We start from the raw sequence: 18,466 nt of genomic DNA on the forward strand, positions 1-18,466 counted from the left end.
CCGCCATGTCACGCTATTTCATCGACAGGCCCATCTTCGCATGGGTCATCGCCATCGTCCTTATGATGGCGGGCATCATCGCCATCCGCAGCCTTCCGGTCGCCCAGTTCCCCGAGATCGCACCGCCGACGGTGTCGATTGCGGCGACCTATCCGGGCGCGGATGCGGAAACGCTTGAGCGCACGACGACGCAGATCATCGAGCAGCAGCTCAAGGGCATCGACAACCTGCGCTACTTCTCGGCCTCGTCCTCCTCGGCAGGCACGGTGACCATCACCTTGACCTTCGAGCAGGGGACCGATCCCGACATCGCGCAGGTCCAGGTCCAGAACAAGCTTCAGGCCGCGACGCCGTTGCTGCCGCAGGAAGTGCAGCGCCAGGGCGTGCAGGTCCAGAAGTCGGCCGCGAGCTTCCTGCTCGTCACCGCGATCTATTCCGAGGACGGCAGCCATTCGGCGAACGACCTTTCGGACTACATCGTCAGCCAGCTTCAGGACCCTGTCAGCCGTATCAACGGCGTGGGCGAACTGCAGATCTTCGGCACCCAGTACGCCATGCGCATCTGGGTCGATCCGCTGAAACTGCGCAGCTACGACATGACCATCGCCGATGTCACCACGGCGATCACCGCGCAGAACGCACAGGTTTCGGCGGGCCAGATCGGTGCTCTGCCTGCTCCCAAGGAGCAGATGCTGAACGCCACCGTCTCGGTCCAGTCGCGCCTGCAGACGCCTGAGGAATTCGGCAACATCCGCCTGCGCTCCACTCAGGGCGGTGCGGTCGTGCGTCTGCGCGACGTTGCGCGGGTTGAGCTCGGCGCGGAGCTCTACGGTTTCGACACCCAGTTCAACGGCAAGCCCGCGTCCGGCTTCGGCGTGCGTCTCGCCTCGGGTGCCAATGCGCTCGATACCGTCGACGCGGTCAAGGCCGAAGTCCAGAAGATCGCCAAGAACTTCCCCTCGGACGTCAAGGTTTCGTTCCCCTACGACTCCACGCCGTTCGTGCGCCTATCGATCGAGCAGGTGGTGCACACGCTGGTCGAGGCGGTCGTGCTCGTCTTTCTCGTCATGTTCCTGTTCCTGCAGAACTGGCGCGCGACGCTGATCCCGACGATCGCGGTGCCGGTGGTTCTGCTCGGCACCTTCGGCGTCATGTCGGTGCTCGGGTACTCCATCAACACCCTGACGCTGTTCGGCATGGTGCTGGCCATCGGCCTGCTGGTCGACGACGCGATCGTTGTCGTCGAGAACGTCGAGCGACTGATCCAGACGGAGCACCTGTCGCCCAAGCAGGCGGCCCGAAAGTCCATGGACGAGATCAGCGGCGCGCTGGTCGGAATCGGCATGGTGCTTTCAGCGGTGTTCCTGCCGATGGCGTTCTTCGGCGGTTCGACCGGCGTGATCTATCGCCAGTTCTCGATCACCATCGTGTCGTCGATGGCGCTCTCCGTGCTGGTCGCGCTGATCCTGACCCCGGCGCTGTGCGCCACCATCCTCAAGCCGCACAAGGAAGGCGCGAACGAAGGCAACGGCCTGCTGGCCCGTTTCTTCCGCTGGTTCAACGACAAGTTCGACCGCGGCACCGAGAAGTACCAGCACGGCGTGCGCCGCACCGCACGGGGCTGGAAGCGGTCCGGCCTCGTCTACCTGCTCATCGTCGGTTGCATGGTCTTCCTGTTCACGCGCCTGCCCGGCGGCTTCCTGCCGGACGAGGATCAGGGCGTCGTCTTCGCGCTGGTGCAGGGGCCTTCGGGCGCCACCCTGCCGCGCACCCAGAAGGGCCTCGACGTGGTGCGCAAGCATTTCCTCGAGGATGAGAAGGCCAACGTCGATTCGATCTTCACGATCAACGGTTTCTCCTTCTCCGGCCAGGGCCAGAATGCTGGCATGGCGTTCATCAGGCTCAAGGATTGGGAGGAGCGCAGCGGGGCCGACAACCGGGCTCCGGCGATCATCGGTCGCGCGATGGGGGCTTTCTCCCAGTATCGCGATGCCATGATCTTCGCGCTCACCCCGCCTGCGGTGCAGGAACTCGGTAACGCCACGGGCTTCGACATGTGGCTGGTCGACGAGACCAACATGGGCCACGACAAGCTGCTTGCCGCGCGCAACCAGCTGCTCGGCATGGCGGCGCAGGATCAGCGCGTGGCGCAGGTCCGTCCGGTCTCGCTCGACGACGCGGCGCAGCTCGACGTCAAGATCGACCAGGACAAAGCGGCCGCGCTTGGCCTCGACCTTGCGGCCATCAACTCGGAGATCGGTACCGCCTGGGGCGGTTCCTACGTCAACGACTTCCTCGATCGCGGGCGCACCAAGCGCGTCTACATTCAGGCCGACCAGCAGTATCGCTCCTCGCCGGAGGCCCTCTCGGACCTCTACGTGCGCGGCACCAGCGGCCAGATGGCTCCGTTCAGCGCCTTCTCGGAGCTGTCCTGGAAGAAGGCGCCGGTGATCCTCACCCGCTACAACGGTCGTCCCGCCATGCAGCTGCAGGGTGCGCCGGGCCAGGGGCTCAGCACCGGCGGCGCGATGCAGGCGATCGAGGAGATGCACCAGAAGCTGCCCGCCGGAACCGGCATCGAATGGACCGGTCTGTCCTACGAGGAACGTCTCTCGGGTGGTCAGGCGCCGATGCTCTACGCGCTGTCGCTCGCGGTCGTGTTCCTGTGCCTTGCCGCTCTGTACGAGAGCTGGTCGGTGCCGATCGCGGTCATGCTGGTGGTGCCGCTGGGCGTCGTCGGCGCACTGTTCGCGGCCTGGCTTACCGGGCTTGGCAACGACATCTACCTGCAGGTCGGCCTGATCACCACGATCGGCGTCTCGGCCAAGAACGCGATCCTCATCGTCGAGTTCGCCGAGGAGCGCGTCCAGTCCGGGATGAACGCCTTCGATGCGGCGATGGAAGCGGCCCGGCTGCGCCTTCGGCCGATCTTGATGACCTCTCTGGCCTTCGTCTTCGGCGTGCTGCCGCTGGCGGTCTCGACCGGCGCCGGCGCGGGTGGTCAGAATGCCATCGGCCGCGCCGTGGTGGGCGGCATGCTCTCCGCCACGATCTTCGCGATCTTCTTCGTGCCGATGTTCTTCGTGGGCGTCGCCCGCCTGTTCAAGCACGGGCAGACCGACCGCAAGCCGACGAACACCGACGATGAGCCTTACGCTGACGGCGCCCACGGCGCGGCACCGCAGGAAAGCTGAACATGAAAAAGTCGATCCTCATCCTGCTCGCCGGCACCTCGCTGCTCGCCGGGTGCAACCTTGCCCCCAAGTACGAGCGACCGGCGGGCGCCGTCCCGGTGGCGCTGCCGCAGGGCGGCGTCTACCCGGCCGCCCCGACCGATGCGCAGGACGTCTCGCGCATCGGTTGGCGGGACTTCTTCCTCGACGACCGGCTGCGCCAGGTCATCGAGGCGGGCCTTGCCAACAACCGCGACTTGCGGATTGCGGCGGGCAATGTCCAGCAGGCGCGCGCGCAGTACCGCGTCCAGCGCGCCGACCGGCTGCCCACCGTGAATGCCACCGGCACCGCAACTTACACCAACAACCTGATGGGGGCGGGTGCGGCCGGTGGCACCAGCAGCTCGGACATCGAGTTCTATCAGGCGACCGTGGGCCTTTCGGCCTTCGAACTCGACCTGTTCGGCCGTGTCCGCAACCTGTCGCGCGCGGCGCAGGAACAATACTTCGCCAGCGAGGAAGCGCAGCGTTCGACGCGCATCAGCCTCATCGCCGAGATCGCCAACGCCTGGCTGACGATGGCCTCGGACAGCGAGCAGCTGCGCCTCTCGCGCGAGACGGCGAAGGCGTTCGAGAAGACGCTGGACCTCACCCGCGCGCAGTTCCGCATCGGCACCGGCTCGGAACTCGAAGTGCGGCAGGCGGAAACCAGCTATCAGGGCGCGCTCAACGACATCGCCGCGCTGGAAACCAGCGTGGCGCGGGACCAGAACGCGCTCAACTTGCTGGTCGGCACCACCGTGCCGGCGGAGCAGCTGCCCACCGGTTTCGGCACTGAGCCCATGACTCGCGACGCACTGCCCGGCAACGTGTCCTCCGAAGTCCTGCTGCGCCGCCCCGACGTGCTGCAGGCCGAACACCAGTTGATCGCCGAGAACGCCAACATCGGCGCGGCCCGTGCGGCGTTCTTCCCGACGATCTCGCTGACCGGCACGCTCGGCACGCTGAGCACGGCGCTCGGCGGTCTGTTCAAGGACGGCAGCTACACCTACACCGGCTCGCCCAGCGCCTCGCTGCCGCTGTTCGACTTCGGCCGCCGTTCGGGCAATCTCGAATACGCCAAGGCGTCGCAGAAGGTGGCCGTCGCGACTTACGAGAAGGCGGTCCAGACCGCGTTCAAGGAAGTCTCCGACGCGCTTGCCCAGCGCGGCCGCATCGGCGACCAGATCCGTGCGCAGACCACACGCGCCGAAGCTGCGGGCGTGGCGGCAAAGCTGTCCGACGCGCGGTTCCGTTCGGGCGTGGACTCGTTCCTGACCACGCTCGACGCGCAGCGCACCGCCTACGGGGCCGAACAGGCGCTCGTCACAACGCGGCTGACGCAGGCCAGCAATCTGGTGGAGCTATATCGCTCGCTGGGCGGCGGCCTGGAGGAAACCACCCCGGTCGGCGGCGAACAGCCCGCCCGTTAACCCCTTGGTCCCGGCGAGAGCCGGGATCGCGGACGGTCCTTGCGCACCACCCCACCGAGCCGGGGTGCGAGGGCCGTCCGTGCCCGCTGGGCATGACGAAGTGTGTCGATCGGCCCGATTTTGCGCCTTAGGCACTCGACAGGCGCGCCCGAACCGTGTTGGGGGAGCAGCGCATCCTATCGCCGCGACGATGGGGTCGCACGCTGACTTTGGCCACTGACCACGGGACGAACACATGGACGAGACGCTGCGCCGCGCCGCACTGGATTATCACCGCCTGCCCCGGCCCGGCAAGCTGACCATCGAACCGACCAAGCGCATGGTGAACCAGCGCGACCTCGCGCTCGCCTATTCGCCTGGCGTTGCCGTGCCCTGCATGGAAATCGCCGAAGACCCCGCCAAGGCGCTGGACTATACCGCGCGCGGCAACCTCGTCGCGGTGATCTCGAACGGCACCGCCGTGCTCGGCCTTGGCGCGATCGGCGCGCTGGCCTCGAAGCCGGTGATGGAAGGCAAGGCCGTCCTGTTCAAGAAGTTCGCCGACATCGACGTGTTCGACATCGAGGTCGACACCACCGATGCCGACAAGTTCATCGAGGCGGTCGCGCTGCTGGAGCCGACCTTCGGCGGCATCAACCTTGAGGACATCAAGGCGCCCGAGTGCTTCTACATCGAAGCCGAGCTGAAGAAGCGCATGAACATCCCGGTGTTCCATGACGACCAGCACGGCACCGCGATCGTCGTCGCCGCCGCCGTGCGCAATGCGCTGGTGCTGCAGGGCCGCACCTTGGCCGACGCCAAGCTGGTCACCTCGGGCGCGGGCGCGGCGGCGCTGGCCTGCGTCGATCTGCTCGTTTCGATGGGCCTGCCGATCGAGAACGTCACGCTGACCGACAAGGACGGCGTCATTCATTCCGGCCGCGAGGGCATGCTGCCCAACATGGCGCGCTATGCCCGCGACACCAACGCGCGTTCGCTGCCCGACGTGTTGCCGGGCGCAACCGTGTTCCTCGGCCTCTCGGCGCCGGGCGTGCTCAAGCCGGAGTGGCTGCCGCTGCTGGGCGACAAGCCGCTGATCTTCGCGCTCGCCAACCCCGAGCCGGAAATCCGCCCGGAGGCCGCGCGCGAAGTGCGCCCCGATGCGATCATCGCCACGGGCCGTTCGGACTATCCGAACCAGGTCAACAACGTCCTGTGCTTCCCCTACATCTTCCGCGGTGCGCTCGATGCGGGCGCGACGCAGATCAACGAGGCGATGAAGGCCGCCGCCGCCGAAGCCATCGCCGGCCTTGCGCGCGTCCCCGCCGATGCCAGCGTCGCGCAGGCATACGGCGGCCGCAAGCTGGTGTTCGGGCCTGAGTACATCATCCCGACCCCGTTCGACCCGCGCCTGATCGTCGAGATCGCCGGGGCCGTCGCCAAGGCGGCGATGGACTCGGGCGTGGCCACGAAGCAGCTCGACATCACCGAGTACAAGCGTTCGCTGGCCAACATGAACACCCGTTCGGGCCAGCTCATGCTGCCGGTCTATCAGGCCGCGCGCGGCGCGATGAAGCGCGTCGCTTACGGCGAAGGCGAGGACGAGCGCGTGCTGCGCGCCGTGCAGGATGCGCTCAACGAAGGCATGGTGCGCCCGACGCTGGTGGGCCGCCGCCGTATCCTCGAGCAGAAGCTGCCCGACCTCGGCCTGTCGTTCAGGCTGGGCGAGGATGTCGATCTCGTCGATCCCGAGACCGACCATGAACTGATGAACGAACTCGTCGCGGCCTATGGCGCCATCGCCAGCCGCAAGGGCGTGCCGACCGCTGAAGTGCTGCGCCACACCTATCGCCGCCCGACCGTCACCGCCGCGATGCTGCTGCGCACCGGCAAGGTCGATGCGGCGCTGGTCGGCGGCAACTCGGAATACTGGGGCCAGATCGAGCACGTGCTGCGCATCATCGACCGCGCGCCCGACGTGAAGCGCGTCTATGCGCTCTCGGGCCTGATCCTCGATGCGGGCGTGCTGTTCCTGACCGACACCCACATGGTCCCCGATCCGACGCCCGAACAGGTGGCGGAAATGACCGTGCTGGCGGCGGATGCGGTGCGCCGCTTCGGCCTCGATCCCAAGGTGGCGCTGCTGTCGCACTCTAACTTCGGCTCGTCGAACAGCCCCAGCGCGCGCAAGATGCGCTCGGCGGCCAAGCTGGTGCGAGCGGTGGCGCCGGAGCTGAAGGTGGACGGCGAAATGCATGCCGACGCCGCGCTCAGCCAGGCGCTGCGCGAGAAGCTGGTGCCGGATTCGGGCTTCGAGGGCGCGGCGAACCTGCTGGTGATGCCGAACCTCGATGCGGCGAACATCACGCTGACGGCGCTTTCGGCGTCGTCGAGTTCGCCCACGGTTGGCCCGATGCTGCTGGGCCTGTCGCAGCCGATCCACGTGCTGACCCCGGGTGTCACCGCGCGCGGCATCCTGAACCTGACCAGCATCGCGGTCTGCGCTGCCGACGGGCATTGAGTTGAGAGGGAGAGGGCGTTCACGCGCCCTCCCTCGCCGTCATCCGCTTCGTCACCCTGAACTTGTTTCAGGGTCCATCAGGCCGATGGCGCGGCGCCGTGATCCGGAAACCGCCAGTGCAGCATGGTGGCTCGACGGTCCGGGCCATGCTGCACCATGGACCCTGAAACAAGTTCAGGGTGACGTTGTGTGTGGGGCAGGAGGTCCCGTTGTCCCGGACTTGATCCGGGACTGCTGGCCGTGAACGGCCCACCTCTCGGCGGGGCGCCCAGCGGCCAGCACTCACCTAAAGACAGCCACCGGTCCCGGATCAAGTCCGGGACGACGATGGTATCACAGCACCAGCGGCGCGTGGTTTATCTGCGGCAGCACGTGCCGCGAGAACAGGTCCGCTTCCGCCGCATGCGGATAGCCCGACAGGATGAAGGCATCGATGCCCTCGGCCTGATAGGCGCGGATCTTCGCCAGCACCTGATCCGGATCGCCGACGATCGCCGCGCCGCAGCCCGAACGGGCGCGGCCGATGCCGGTCCACAGGTTATCTTCCACGAAGCCGTCGCCGCCCGCCGCACCGCGCAGTTCCGCCTGACGGGTCACCCCGACGCTGGCGCTGTCCAGCGACTTCTGGCGGATCGCCTCACCCGCCGCATCGTCCAGCTTGGACAGCAGGCGGTCGGCATAGACGCGCGCCTCGTCCTCGGTCTCGCGCACGATGACGTGGGCGCGGTATCCGAACTTGAGCGTGCGGCCGTACTTCGCGGCGCGCGCGGTCATGTCTGCGATCGTCTCGCGCACCTTGTCCATCGTGTCGGGCCACATCAGGTAGACGTCGCAGCCCTTGGCCGCCGCCTCGCGCGCGTCTTCTGACAGGCCGCCGAAGTAGAGCGGCGGGCACTTGCCCGAGACGGTGGCGATGCGCGCGGGCGGCAGGTCGAGGTTATAGAACTCGCCCTCGTACTTCAGGTGCTCGCCGTTCAGCATGATCTTGAGAATCTGCATCACCTCGAGCGTGCGCTGGTAGCGGGCGCGGCTGTCCAGCTTCTCGCCCGGCAGGTCGGACGAGATGATGTTCACCGTCAGCCGCCCGCCCAGGATGCGGTCGAGCGTGGCGATGCGGCGCGCCAGCTGCGGTGGCCAGTCCTCGCCCATGCGCACCGCCCAGAGCAGGCGGATCTTCTCCACCAGCGGGGCGATGGCGCCCGCGAACATGGTGGTGTCGATGCCCAGCGCATAGCCGGAGGGGAGCAGGATGTTGTCGAACCCGCCCTTTTCGGCCTGCAGCACGATGTTGCGGCAATGCTCCCAGCTAGAGGCCAGCGCGGGATCGGGCTGGCCGAGGAACTCGTAGTCATCGTCGCACAGCGCCGAAAACCAGCTTACCTCACAGGTCTTGTCAGTGGTGGTGCTCACGGCAGGGGCTCTCCTTTCGATGCGACCAGTACCGCGTACCAGCTGGCGCGGGTCCAGCGGACCTTGAGTGCGTCAGCGCTTTCCGCGATCCGGTCGGCCTTTTGTGATCCGACGATGGGGATGACGCGCGCGGGGTGCGCCATGATCCAGCTGTAGGCGGCCGCGGTGCGCGACACGCCGAACTCTTCCGCCGCAGAATCGAGCAGCGCGGCGACTTCCTTGGTGCGCGCGTCCTCGGGGTTGGCGATGCGGCCACCGCCCAGCGGCGACCATGCCAGCACGGCCATGTCCATGGCGATGGCCTGGTCCAGTTCGCCGTTCTCGATCGTGTCGAGGCGCAGGGCCGAGATTTCCGGCTGGGTGGAGACGATCGGCAGGCTCACGAACTGCTGCAGCGTGGCGATCTGGCTGGTGGTGAAGTTGGAAACGCCGAAGCTGCGGATCTTGCCCGCCTTATGTGCCGCTTCGACGGCCTTTGCGATTTCCGAAGGATGCGTGAGGATGTCGGGACGGTGGATCTGCCACAGCTCGACGCTGTCGGTGCCGAGGCGCTTCAGCGAGGCGTCGATGGCGCTGGTGAGGTACTCGGCGCTCGAATCGTAAGGCAGCGGGGGCATGATGCCGCCCTTGGTGGCGATCACCAGCCTTTCGCGCAGGCCCGGTTCGCTGGCGAGCGCCTTGCCCAGCAGCGCTTCCGCATCGCCGAAGCCGCCCTTGCCGTCGAAGCCGTAGATGTCGGCGGTGTCGATGAAGTCGATCCCGGCATCCAGCGCGGCATGGAGCAGGCGTACGGCGTCGGCGGCCTCGCCCTCCATGCGCCAGTTGCCCCAGGCGAGGGCGGAGACTTCGATGCCGCTTTTGCCAAGCTGGCGGCGGGCGGCGGGGGAGGGGAGGTATGTCATGGTGTGTCCTGTCAGGAGAGGAGATCGGGGTTGATGCGGGAGACCGAGGCGCGCTCGATCAGGTCGTGGGGAAGGCGCCGGTGCGTCGCCTGCGCGCCTTCCAGCAGCAGCTGGGTGGCGGCGAAGGCCAGCTCGCGGGTGGGCTGCCGTATCGTGGTGAGCTGCGGCCAGACCATCCGCGCGACCATGGTGTCGTCGAAGCCCACCACGGAAAGCTGGTCCGGCACGGCAAGGCCCATGTCGTGCGCGACGGAGAGGATGCCCGCCGCCATGTCGTCGTTGCTGGCGAAGATCGCGGTGGGGCGGCGTCTGCTTTTCAGGAAGTGACGGGCTGCGGCCACCCCGCTGTCGAAATCGAACTCGCCCGGCACCACCAGCGCCGGTTCGTAGGCCAGCCCGGCGCGGTCGAGCGCGCGGCGGTAGCCGAACAGGCGCTCCTCCGATGCCATGTGGTTGGAGTGCCCCTTCACGAAGCCGATGTGGCGATGGCCGCGCGCGATGAGGTAGCTGGTCATGTCGTCCGCCGCCTGGGCATCGTCCATGAAGACCGAGGAGGTCATCGCATGGTTGGTGCCCGGCGAGATGCGCACGAAGGGAATATCCATGCCTTCCAGCGCCTTGAGCACCGGCACGCAGTCCGTCACGGGGGAGGACAGGACGATGCCGTCCACATGCGTTTCGGTGACGAGGCCGCGCACCTGCTCGCCCACCAGCGGATCGGCCACGTCCACCGGCTGCGCGATCAGCCGCGAGCTGGTCTGCTGGCAGGCCTCCCAGCAGCCCATCTGGATCTGGTTCATGTAGTAGGGGCTGTGGTTGTCGTAGATCAGCGCGATCTGGCCCGACTTGGTGCCCGCCAGAATGCGCGCGGCGACGCTCGGCCGGAAGCCGAGTTCCTGCATCGCCTTCTCGACGCGCTCCTTGGTGTCGGCGCTCACGTAGCGGTGCCCGTTCAGCACGCGGCTGACCGTCTTGATCGATACGCCCGCCAGCGCCGAGACGTCCTTGATGTTGGACCGTTCGCTCATGTGCTCTCCCTTATCGCGGCGAAGAGAGAGGCGAACTTGCTGCCGGGCAAGTAGAAAACTGGCGGCTGGCCATAAGGCGCGGCGACAGTGTGCGTGCCGGGCGCGAAGTCCTCGCCGGTCCAGAGGTGACGCCACGGCGTATCGCCGGGGAGGATGACCTCGCGCGCCGTGGCGTCGGCCTTGACGATCGGTGCCACCAGCATGTCGGCTCCGTAGAGGTACTGATCCTGCACGCCGAACAGCGCCGGCTCGAAGTAGTGCAGGAACAGCGGGCGCTGCACGGGCAGGCCGGTCGCCACCGCCTCGTCGCTGAGGTGGCGCACGTAGGGTGCGAGCGCCTTGTGGACGCGCGACATCGCGGCGAACTGGCCGAGCAGTTCGGGGCTCGAATCGATCTGCAGGTTGTCGTCGGGGCGGTTGCCCTCGTGGCTGCGCATCACCGGCGAGAACGCGCCCAGTTCGCACCAGCGCAGTATCAGGTCTGCGGTGCGCACGTTGCCGTGCAGGCTGGTGTAGCCGCCCACGTCGCTGTGCGAATAGGCATTGCCGACCAGCCCCGCCGAAAGCGCGGCGGTGAGCACGGTGTTGATGCCGTCGTGCCGGGTGAAATCGACCGACTGGTCGCCCGCCCACAGCAGAGGGCAATGCGCCTGCACGCCCGAGAACCCGGCGCGCATGAAGAACACCGCCTCGCCGGTCTTGCCACGCGATGCCACGGCGCGCGCGTTCGCTTCGGCCCAGAGCACCGGCCAGCGGTTGTGCATCAGCATCGGGTCGCTGCCGTCGTGGAGCCGCAGGTCCACCGGCAGGTATTCGCCGAAGTCCGCCATCCAGCCTGAAAGGCCGAAGTCCAGCATCTCGCGGCCGATCACGCGGTCGGCGAACCAGTCCATTGCGGCGGGGTTGGTGAAGTCCACCACGCCGCAGTCGAACTCTCCGAAGTCGACGAGGTAGACCGCGTCGCTGTCCTGCCGCAGCGCGAGATAGCCCAGCGCCTCGGCCTCGGCATACTGCTTGCCGTCATTGGCGAGGTAGGGGTTCACGTAGCCGAGAAAGCGCACGCCCTTTTCGGCCAGCGCGGCGATGCGTGCGGGCAGGGCGGGGTAGCGCGCCTCGTTCCACGACCAGTCCCAGAACAGGCGGCGTCCGAAGCTGGTCTGGCGGATGCCGATCCAGTCCTCGCACCACAGGCCGGAGACTTCGGCGCCCGCCGCCATGATCTTTTCGAGGCGTTCGAAGCTGACGTCGCCTTCCTTGAGACCGACGATGGCGCCGCCGATCGCCCAGTCGGGCAGGGCAGGCTGGCGGCCGAAGCGACTGGAAAGCGCGCCGACCAGCGCGGGCAGATCGTCGGCAGCGAAGAATTCGAGGGTGAACGCGCCCTCCCAGACCTCGATCCGAAGGCGTGCGGCATCGGTGAAATCGAGCACCGAATAGGCGCTGCTGTCCAGATGACAGGCCCAGAGCGTGGAGGTCAGGAACGTCGGCTGCGGATAGTTGGTCCACCAGTAATCGCCGCCGGCCATGCCGTTCTGGTCCATCAGGCGGGTCAGTTCGGTCGACTTGTCGCGGCCGACGCCCGGCTCGCTGGTCCAGATCGGGAAGCGGCGGCCCGACAGGTCGAGGTAGCTCATCTGCTCCCCGCCGCCCCAGACATGCTCGTCCGGCTGCGCGGCCAGATCGACCCAGACACGGTCGTAGCCGGGAGCAAGGGTGGTGACAGCCAGCGAGTCGCCCTGCACCGAAAGGCGCAGCATCGGAGTTCCACCTGCCTCGGCAGACAGCAGCAGGTCATCGCCTTGGAGCTCCGAGAAGCCCAGTTCCACGCGATCGGTCGGGCTATCGTTGATAGCGAAATTGCCGCGCACCATTTCTACTTCGGGCGCGCCCTTTGCGATTGCGAAGGCGGGATTTTCCGACCCGCTGCACAGCACTTCCCGCCCTGCGAGCACGCAGGTAAATCCATCTTCCCGAATGGTGAAGGTCAACGGCAAGGCCCGGCTCCCATGGTGTGCTTCTTTTGCAGCACTGGCTTGGCCGCCGCGCTGTCCTGATGTGACAACGCTTGACAGAAATGGTGCACCCAATCAAGAGGGTCGCTACCGACAGGACGACCTGAGGTGTTGCACCCGGGCTTACTGTGCATGGAGGGGAGAATCATGATTTCCACACAAGGTATCGTCGTGGGCAACACCACGCTCGCACGGGCTGCTCTGGCGCTTTCGGCCTCTGTCGCCGCGCTCGTTGCCGCCTCGCCCGCGAATGCGCAAGTAGACGAAATTATCGTTACCGCGCAGAAGGTTCAGCAGAACGTGCAGGACGTGCCGATCGCCATCAGCGCGGTCACCGGCGAAGCCATGGCCCGCGCCGGCGCCAAGAGCCTTGAGGATATCACCTCGATCGTTCCCTCGGTCACTTTCCGCAAGGGCACGACCAATGCCAACAGCGCGATCGTGATGCGCGGCGTCGGCACGATCAGCTTCTCGGTCGCGGCCGAACCCAGTGTGTCCACCGTTGTCGACGGCATCGTGCTGAGCCGTTCGGGCCAGTCGTTCCTCGACCTCGTCGACTTCGAGCGGCTCGAAGTGCTGCGCGGTCCGCAGGGCACGCTGTTCGGCAAGAACGCCTCGGCGGGCCTCGTCAACATCGTGTCGAAGGGCGGCACCGACCACTTCGAGGCCGAGGCCAACGTGTCCGGCACCACGGACGACGAATACCGCGCCAAGATGACCGTCTCCGGCCCGATTTCGGAAAACCTGAGCGGCCGCCTTACCGGTTTCTACGGAAACTTCGACGGCAACATCAAGAACACCTACTACGACAAGACCGTCAACGGCTACGAGCACTATGGTGCGCGCGGCGTGCTGGATTACGACGGCAACGGCGGTCGCCTGCGCCTGATCGCGGACTATTTCAAGGCCAACGACGACTGCTGCGCCGAAGTGACGGGCGTGTCGCGCGGCACGGTGATCGACAACGAACTCGGCATCGTTCCGCAGGGTGAAGACACCCGCGAGGTCAACCAGAACCTCATCACCCGCTCGCTTGACCGCCAGTACAGCCTGACGATGAGCGCGGACATCGATACTTTCGCCGATCACACGCTCTCGATCGTCACCGGCTACCGCAACTGGAAGAACACCGAAATCCGCGACGGCGACTTCCTGCCGCGCGCGATCGCCGCCGCCCCGCAGCAGGGCACCATCCCGGCGCAGGCCGCCACTCCGCAGCTGCATGACCGCGGCACTGTCGAGACCGACCAGGTCTCCGCCGAAGTCCGCCTCGCCTCGCCGCAGAACCAGGCGCTGACCTATCAGGTCGGCGGCTTCCTGTGGTATTCCAAGAACACGCAGGACTTCACCCGCAGCGACGTGACCTGCACCACCTCGACCTCGCCGATCGATGCGGCGACGGGCGCGCGGCCGTGCAACCTGTCGGACACCGTGAACACGCTGTTCCCCACCGCCACCTCGCGCAGCGACGTCTCGTTCCGCAACTGGGCGGTGTTCGGGCAGGCGACCTACGAGCTTACGCAGGCCCTGCGCCTGACGCTGGGTGGCCGTTTCACGCATGACAATGTCAGCTTCGTCCACACCCGCGCACCTGCGGTGAACGCGACGACCGGCCTTCCGGCCACCGGTGCGGGCCTTTCGGGCGTCGGCGCGGGCGGCACGATCGCCAGCGGCGGCAACGGCACCAACACCTCGCGCGGCAGCACCAGCGCCGACAACTTCTCGGGCAAGGCGGTGCTGCAGTACGACGTCATGGACGACGTGATGGTCTACGGCAGCTACACGCGCGGCTACAAGGGACCGGCGTTCAACGTCTTTTTCAACCACACCGCGCCGACCAACTCGCAGCCGATCGACCCCGAGAAGTCGAACAGCTTTGAAGTCGGCTTCAAGAGCCAGTGGTTCGACCGGATCGTGCAGCTCAACGCGGCGGCGTTCCTGGTCGATTACAAGGGCTTCCAGGCCAACAACTTCGTGCTGCTAAACGGCGCGGTCGTCACCAACCTGACCAACGCGGGCACCGTGCGCTCGAAGGGCTTCGAGGCCGACCTCACCGTCGCGCCGACCGAGGGCCTGACCTTCCGCGCCAACGCCGCCTATGCCGATGCGCGGGTCCGCCGCTTCAACCCGAACCCGCTGACCAATGCGCCCGACGCGCGTGACGGCACCCGCCTGCCGCTGGCGCCCAAGTTCAGCTACACCATCGGCGCGGACTACGACGTCCCCGTCGGCCCGGTGAAGCTGTACCTGTCGAGCGACTGGCACCATGTCTCGAAGCAGTTTTCGGACCTCGGCGAGAGCGGCGAGATCGACCCCTACGGCATCTGGAACGCCAGCATCGGCGTGTCGGACGCCGAGGACAAGTATCGCCTGACCTTCATGGTGAGGAACATCCTCGACGACAGCTATGTGCTGCTCAACACCAGCGCCGGCCAGCGCCTGATGATCCCGCGCGACGCGGATCGCTATGCGGGCCTGAACTTGCGGGCGAAGTTCAACTGAGGACGGGCGCAAACGTCCTTCGCTGAATGCACGCACAAAGAACCCCCGGCGGATCTCCTCCCCGCCGGGGGTTTTTTATCCCTCCCCCTTGGGGGAGGATGCCCGTCATCTCTCCAACCCCGTCATCCCAGCGAAAGCTGGGACCGCTGGCCTCTTACGGCCAACTCTCGGCAAGGCGCCCTGCCGAGAGTTGGGGTTTGCGCGGCCAGCGGTCCCAGCCTTCGCTGGGATGACGATGTCGTGCATGCAGTTAGCGCACGCAAAAACACCCGCTGGCGAGTGCGGGCCATTACGCCGGGGGAAATCAACGCATCCGAGAGTGAACATCGGGTCGGCGTCGGGAGCGTCCACACCGGGACGCGGGGGTTTGTTGTCCACCTGCTCTGACGAGCGGCCGGGTAGCGGTGGTCAGCCCGGCTCGACCTTTGTATTCCATCGGAGCCGTCCCGTATGACCGACGTTAGGGTTCGCGTCGTTGGCGGTCATGGGTCATCCGGGATAGCCTTCGCGTTGTCTGTCCATGAGGACAAAGCGGTTCGAAGGACGTTTCCAGAGCCGAGAGGACGGTCCGGGTCTTCGTTGGGCGCGTGGTTTGCGCGATCGCGGCTTGAAACCGCATCCCGGCCCACGACGCCGACCCGATACACCGGAGCAATGTGATCTGCATTGCCACGGATGTTGCGGCATATAACCTATTTGGCGATAAATGTCAAGGCAGCGTGCAAAGCCCCGTCATCCCGGCGAAGGCTGGGACCGCTGGCCGCGCAATGCCCAACCCTCGTCAAAGCGCCCCAACGCAAGCTATCGCCTCAAGCACTGTCGGCGATCCCGGCCTTCGCTGGGATGACGTCAATCCGCCGCCGCCAGTTTCGGCTGCATCAGGTGGATGAACGCCGTCGCCACCAGATAGGCCGCGCCGCACACCACGAACAGCGGGCCGTAGCCTAGGCCCGACTTCAGCGACCAGCCCGCGAACTCGATGATCCCGGTCCCGGTGAGGTTCCCCGCCACCGCGCCCAGCGCGATGACGGTGGCCATGCGGCGTGCCGGGATGATCTCGGTCGCCATGCCGAAGATGTTGGTGGAGAAGCCCTGATGCGCGAACAGGCCCAGCCCGATGCACACGGCCGCCACCCACGGATTGCTCGCCAGCAGCGCCAGCGGCATCACCAGCACGACGAGGGCATAAGCCAGCATCGAGCCCTTGCGGGCGAGGTTCATCGAGACCCCGCGCAGCAGCAGTGCCGGGTAAAGCGCGCCCGAGGATACCGCGCCCAGCGCCGCGAGGATGAAGATCACCGCGATCGGCCAGCCCAGTTCGCCCTGGCTGAGATTGAACTGGCGCGCGAAGAAATCAGGCGTCCAGAACAGCACGAACCACCAGACGAGATCGGTGAAGGCCTTGGCGCCGATCACCGTCCAGCTGCGGCGGTCGGACAGGATCGCGCCCCATTCGACCTTGCCCCCCTTTTCCAGATTGGGCGTCGTCGCGGCCTGTCCGGCGATGGGCGTCAGCTTCGCGGTGTTGAGCTTCCACAAGGCCAGCCATACGAGGCCGAGCCCGCCGGTGACAAGGAACGCGGCCTTCCATCCGAACGCCATCGCGAAAGGCGGGATGATGAGGGGGGTGAGGATCGCGCCGATGTTGGGCGCGGTGTTGATGATGCCGATGCCGACCGAGCGGCGCGCGGCGGGCAGGTAGATCGCGGCGGTCTTCATCGCGGCGGGGGTGTTGACCGATTCGGCGGTCGCCAGCACGGCGCGCGCGATCACGAACTGCTGCACGCTGGCGGCGAGCGCATGGGCCATGCCCGCAAGGCTCCACAAGGCCACGGCGAAACCGTAGGCGAAGCGCACGCCGAAGCGATCGACGAACCAGCCCACGCCGAGCAGCGAAGCCGCCGCCGCCAGCTGGAAGATCGAGCCGAGATGCGCGAACTGCTGGTCGTCCCAGTGGAACTCCGCCTCCAGCATCGGCTTGAGCAGCGCCAGCACCTGCCGGTCGACGTAATTCAGCGCCGTCGCGAAAAAGATCAGCGCGATCAGTATGTTCTGCGCGCGGATGGCGGCGCGGCCGGAGTCGGGGGCTGGGGGAGGGGCGTGCTCGGGCGCGGCCGTCTGTTGGTGAATGGTCATTCTGGCTCTCCCCTATCCCGCCGTTTCCTCGGCGGCAATTCTTCCTGCCCCCTCGCGCAAAGCTCTTGCTCCGCTGCGTGGGTGGTCATAAGGATGGATATGACAACGTAGGACATACGGCAAGCATCTTCATCGAAGATGCGCCAAACAAGAAGCAAGCATCTTCGACAAGAGAGATGCGGCGAAAGGACGGGGACCAGTGAGCGCAGACCACGCAGGCGACCTTTACGGCGAGATGTTCCTCGCCCAGCTCGATGGCCCCGCCGCGAAGCCGAGCCGCATCGAGATATGGAAGACGCTCTGGCCGGGCCTCGCCATCTGCGGCATCGCCAGCATCGCCGCCGCCTGGCTTTCCGAGCATTACGGCGCGCCGATCATCCTGATGGGCCTGCTGATCGGCCTCGCCCTGAACTTCGTGACCAGCGAGAAGCGCACGCATCCGGGGCTCGATTTCGCCTCCAAAGCTTGCCTGCGCTGGGGCATCGTCGTGCTCGGCACGCAAGTGACGCTGGCGCAGATCGTGGCGCTCGGCCCGGTGCCGTTCCTGGCGCTGCTGATGGTCATGGCCGCCGCAATGGGCGCGGCGCTGCTGGTGGCGCGGGCGACCGGCGCCTCGACCGCGATCGGCATCCTTGCGGGCGGCGCGACGGCGATCTGCGGGGCCTCCGCTGCGCTGGCGTTGTTCGGCGTGCTGGGGGCGAAGCGGATCAGCCAGGCGCAGTTCGCGCTGACCTTGGTGGTGATCTCGATGGCGAGCGCGATCGCGATGTCGTTCTATCCGCCGCTCGCAGGGCTGATGCACCTCGACGACCGGCAGGCGGGGTTCCTGATCGGCGCCTCGATTCACGACGTCGCGCAGGCGATCGGCGGCGGCTATGCCTATTCGGATATTGCCGGAAGCTACGCCACCATCGTCAAGCTGAGCCGCGTGGCGCTGCTGGCACCGATCGTCGCGGTGGTTTCGCTGATGTACACGGACGAGGATGCCGGGGAGCGCCACTGGATCCGGAAACTTGCGATGCCCTGGTTCATTACCCTGTTTCTGGCGGTGGTGGTGCTCAATTCGCTGGTGACGATCCCGGCCTTCGTGGTCCACCTGAACCTGACGCTGTCGAAGACGCTTCTGCTGCTGGCGGTGACCGCCACCGCGATGCGCTCGCGCCTCGATCTGGTGATGCAGATGGGCTGGCGCGCGGCGATGCCGGTGGTGGCGGCGACTTTGGCCTCGCTGGTGGTCGCCACGGCCTTCAGCATGATGATCTTGTGAGTGAGTGAATGACTGAAATCTACGACATCGCGATCATCGGCGGCGGCGTGAACGGCTGCGGCAT

At 66.6% G+C, this 18,466-nt stretch carries 10 protein-coding genes; 5 read left to right on the top strand and 5 right to left on the bottom strand.

Annotation, left to right across the window (positions count from 1 at the left end):
- Positions 1-5 precede the first annotated feature (5 nt).
- The 3 genes from ACODRZ_RS23585 (at position 6) to ACODRZ_RS23595 (ending at position 7,145) form a co-directional block, all read left to right on the top strand.
- Positions 6-3,194, top strand: coding sequence for an efflux RND transporter permease subunit (locus ACODRZ_RS23585; RefSeq protein ID WP_488972774.1), 3,189 nt, complete (start codon positions 6-8; stop codon positions 3,192-3,194).
- Positions 3,195-3,196: 2 nt separating this feature from the next.
- The gene (locus tag ACODRZ_RS23590) at positions 3,197-4,645 is read left to right on the top strand and encodes an efflux transporter outer membrane subunit (RefSeq protein ID WP_488972773.1); all 1,449 of its coding nucleotides are present in this window, start codon (positions 3,197-3,199) and stop codon (positions 4,643-4,645) included.
- A gap of 235 nt (positions 4,646-4,880) precedes the next feature.
- The gene (locus ACODRZ_RS23595) at positions 4,881-7,145 is read left to right on the top strand and encodes an NADP-dependent malic enzyme (RefSeq protein ID WP_488972772.1); all 2,265 of its coding nucleotides are present in this window, start codon (positions 4,881-4,883) and stop codon (positions 7,143-7,145) included.
- A 333-nt stretch (positions 7,146-7,478) separates the two neighbouring features.
- Here ACODRZ_RS23595 and ACODRZ_RS23600 read toward each other — a convergent pair whose 3' ends face one another.
- The 4 genes from ACODRZ_RS23600 to ACODRZ_RS23615 are packed head-to-tail and all read right to left on the bottom strand — an operon-like array spanning position 7,479 to position 12,479.
- Positions 7,479-8,555 carry an LLM class flavin-dependent oxidoreductase gene (locus ACODRZ_RS23600; RefSeq protein ID WP_488972771.1) on the bottom strand — a complete coding sequence of 359 codons (1,077 nt, stop codon included), beginning with the start codon at positions 8,553-8,555 and terminating at the stop codon, positions 7,479-7,481.
- Positions 8,552-9,457, bottom strand: coding sequence for an aldo/keto reductase (locus ACODRZ_RS23605; RefSeq protein ID WP_488972770.1), 906 nt, complete (start codon positions 9,455-9,457; stop codon positions 8,552-8,554). Before ACODRZ_RS23605 ends, ACODRZ_RS23600 begins: the two co-directional genes overlap by 4 nt.
- An 11-nt stretch (positions 9,458-9,468) precedes the next feature.
- A complete protein-coding gene (locus tag ACODRZ_RS23610; protein WP_488972769.1) occupies positions 9,469-10,485 on the bottom strand; it encodes a LacI family DNA-binding transcriptional regulator in 1,017 nt (338 codons plus the stop codon).
- Positions 10,482-12,479 carry an alpha-glucosidase gene (locus ACODRZ_RS23615; RefSeq protein WP_488972768.1) on the bottom strand — a complete coding sequence of 666 codons (1,998 nt, stop codon included), beginning with the start codon at positions 12,477-12,479 and terminating at the stop codon, positions 10,482-10,484. Before ACODRZ_RS23615 ends, ACODRZ_RS23610 begins: the two co-directional genes overlap by 4 nt.
- Positions 12,480-12,644: 165 nt before the next feature.
- Here ACODRZ_RS23615 and ACODRZ_RS23620 point away from each other — a divergent pair, with 165 nt between their 5' ends.
- Positions 12,645-14,999 (top strand): TonB-dependent receptor, encoded by a 2,355-nt coding sequence (locus ACODRZ_RS23620; RefSeq protein WP_488972767.1) that lies wholly within the window; start codon positions 12,645-12,647, stop codon positions 14,997-14,999.
- Positions 15,000-15,848: 849 nt separating this feature from the next.
- On the opposite strand, the gene ACODRZ_RS23625 is transcribed toward ACODRZ_RS23620, so the two are convergent.
- Complete coding sequence (locus tag ACODRZ_RS23625; protein WP_488972766.1) at positions 15,849-17,135, bottom strand: MFS transporter; 1,287 nt, start codon at positions 17,133-17,135, stop codon at positions 15,849-15,851.
- Between the two features lie 199 nt (positions 17,136-17,334).
- Between ACODRZ_RS23625 and ACODRZ_RS23630 the strand changes: the two genes are divergently transcribed.
- A complete protein-coding gene (locus ACODRZ_RS23630; RefSeq protein WP_488972765.1) occupies positions 17,335-18,402 on the top strand; it encodes a YeiH family protein in 1,068 nt (355 codons plus the stop codon).
- Positions 18,403-18,466: the final 64 nt, after the last annotated feature.

The sequence above is a fragment of the Novosphingobium sp. FG90 genome (assembly GCF_057808725.1).

Excerpts from the sequence above, each read along its gene's own strand:
- ACODRZ_RS23585 (WP_488972774.1), top strand. The coding sequence starts at position 6 with ATGTCACGCTATTTCATCGACAGGCCCATCTTCGCATGGGTCATCGCC.
- ACODRZ_RS23590 (WP_488972773.1), top strand. The coding sequence starts at position 3,197 with ATGAAAAAGTCGATCCTCATCCTGCTCGCCGGCACCTCGCTGCTCGCC.
- ACODRZ_RS23595 (WP_488972772.1), top strand. The coding sequence starts at position 4,881 with ATGGACGAGACGCTGCGCCGCGCCGCACTGGATTATCACCGCCTGCCC.
- ACODRZ_RS23605 (WP_488972770.1), bottom strand. The coding sequence starts at position 9,457 with ATGACATACCTCCCCTCCCCCGCCGCCCGCCGCCAGCTTGGCAAAAGC.
- ACODRZ_RS23610 (WP_488972769.1), bottom strand. The coding sequence starts at position 10,485 with ATGAGCGAACGGTCCAACATCAAGGACGTCTCGGCGCTGGCGGGCGTA.
- ACODRZ_RS23620 (WP_488972767.1), top strand. The coding sequence starts at position 12,645 with ATGATTTCCACACAAGGTATCGTCGTGGGCAACACCACGCTCGCACGG.
- ACODRZ_RS23625 (WP_488972766.1), bottom strand. The coding sequence starts at position 17,135 with ATGACCATTCACCAACAGACGGCCGCGCCCGAGCACGCCCCTCCCCCA.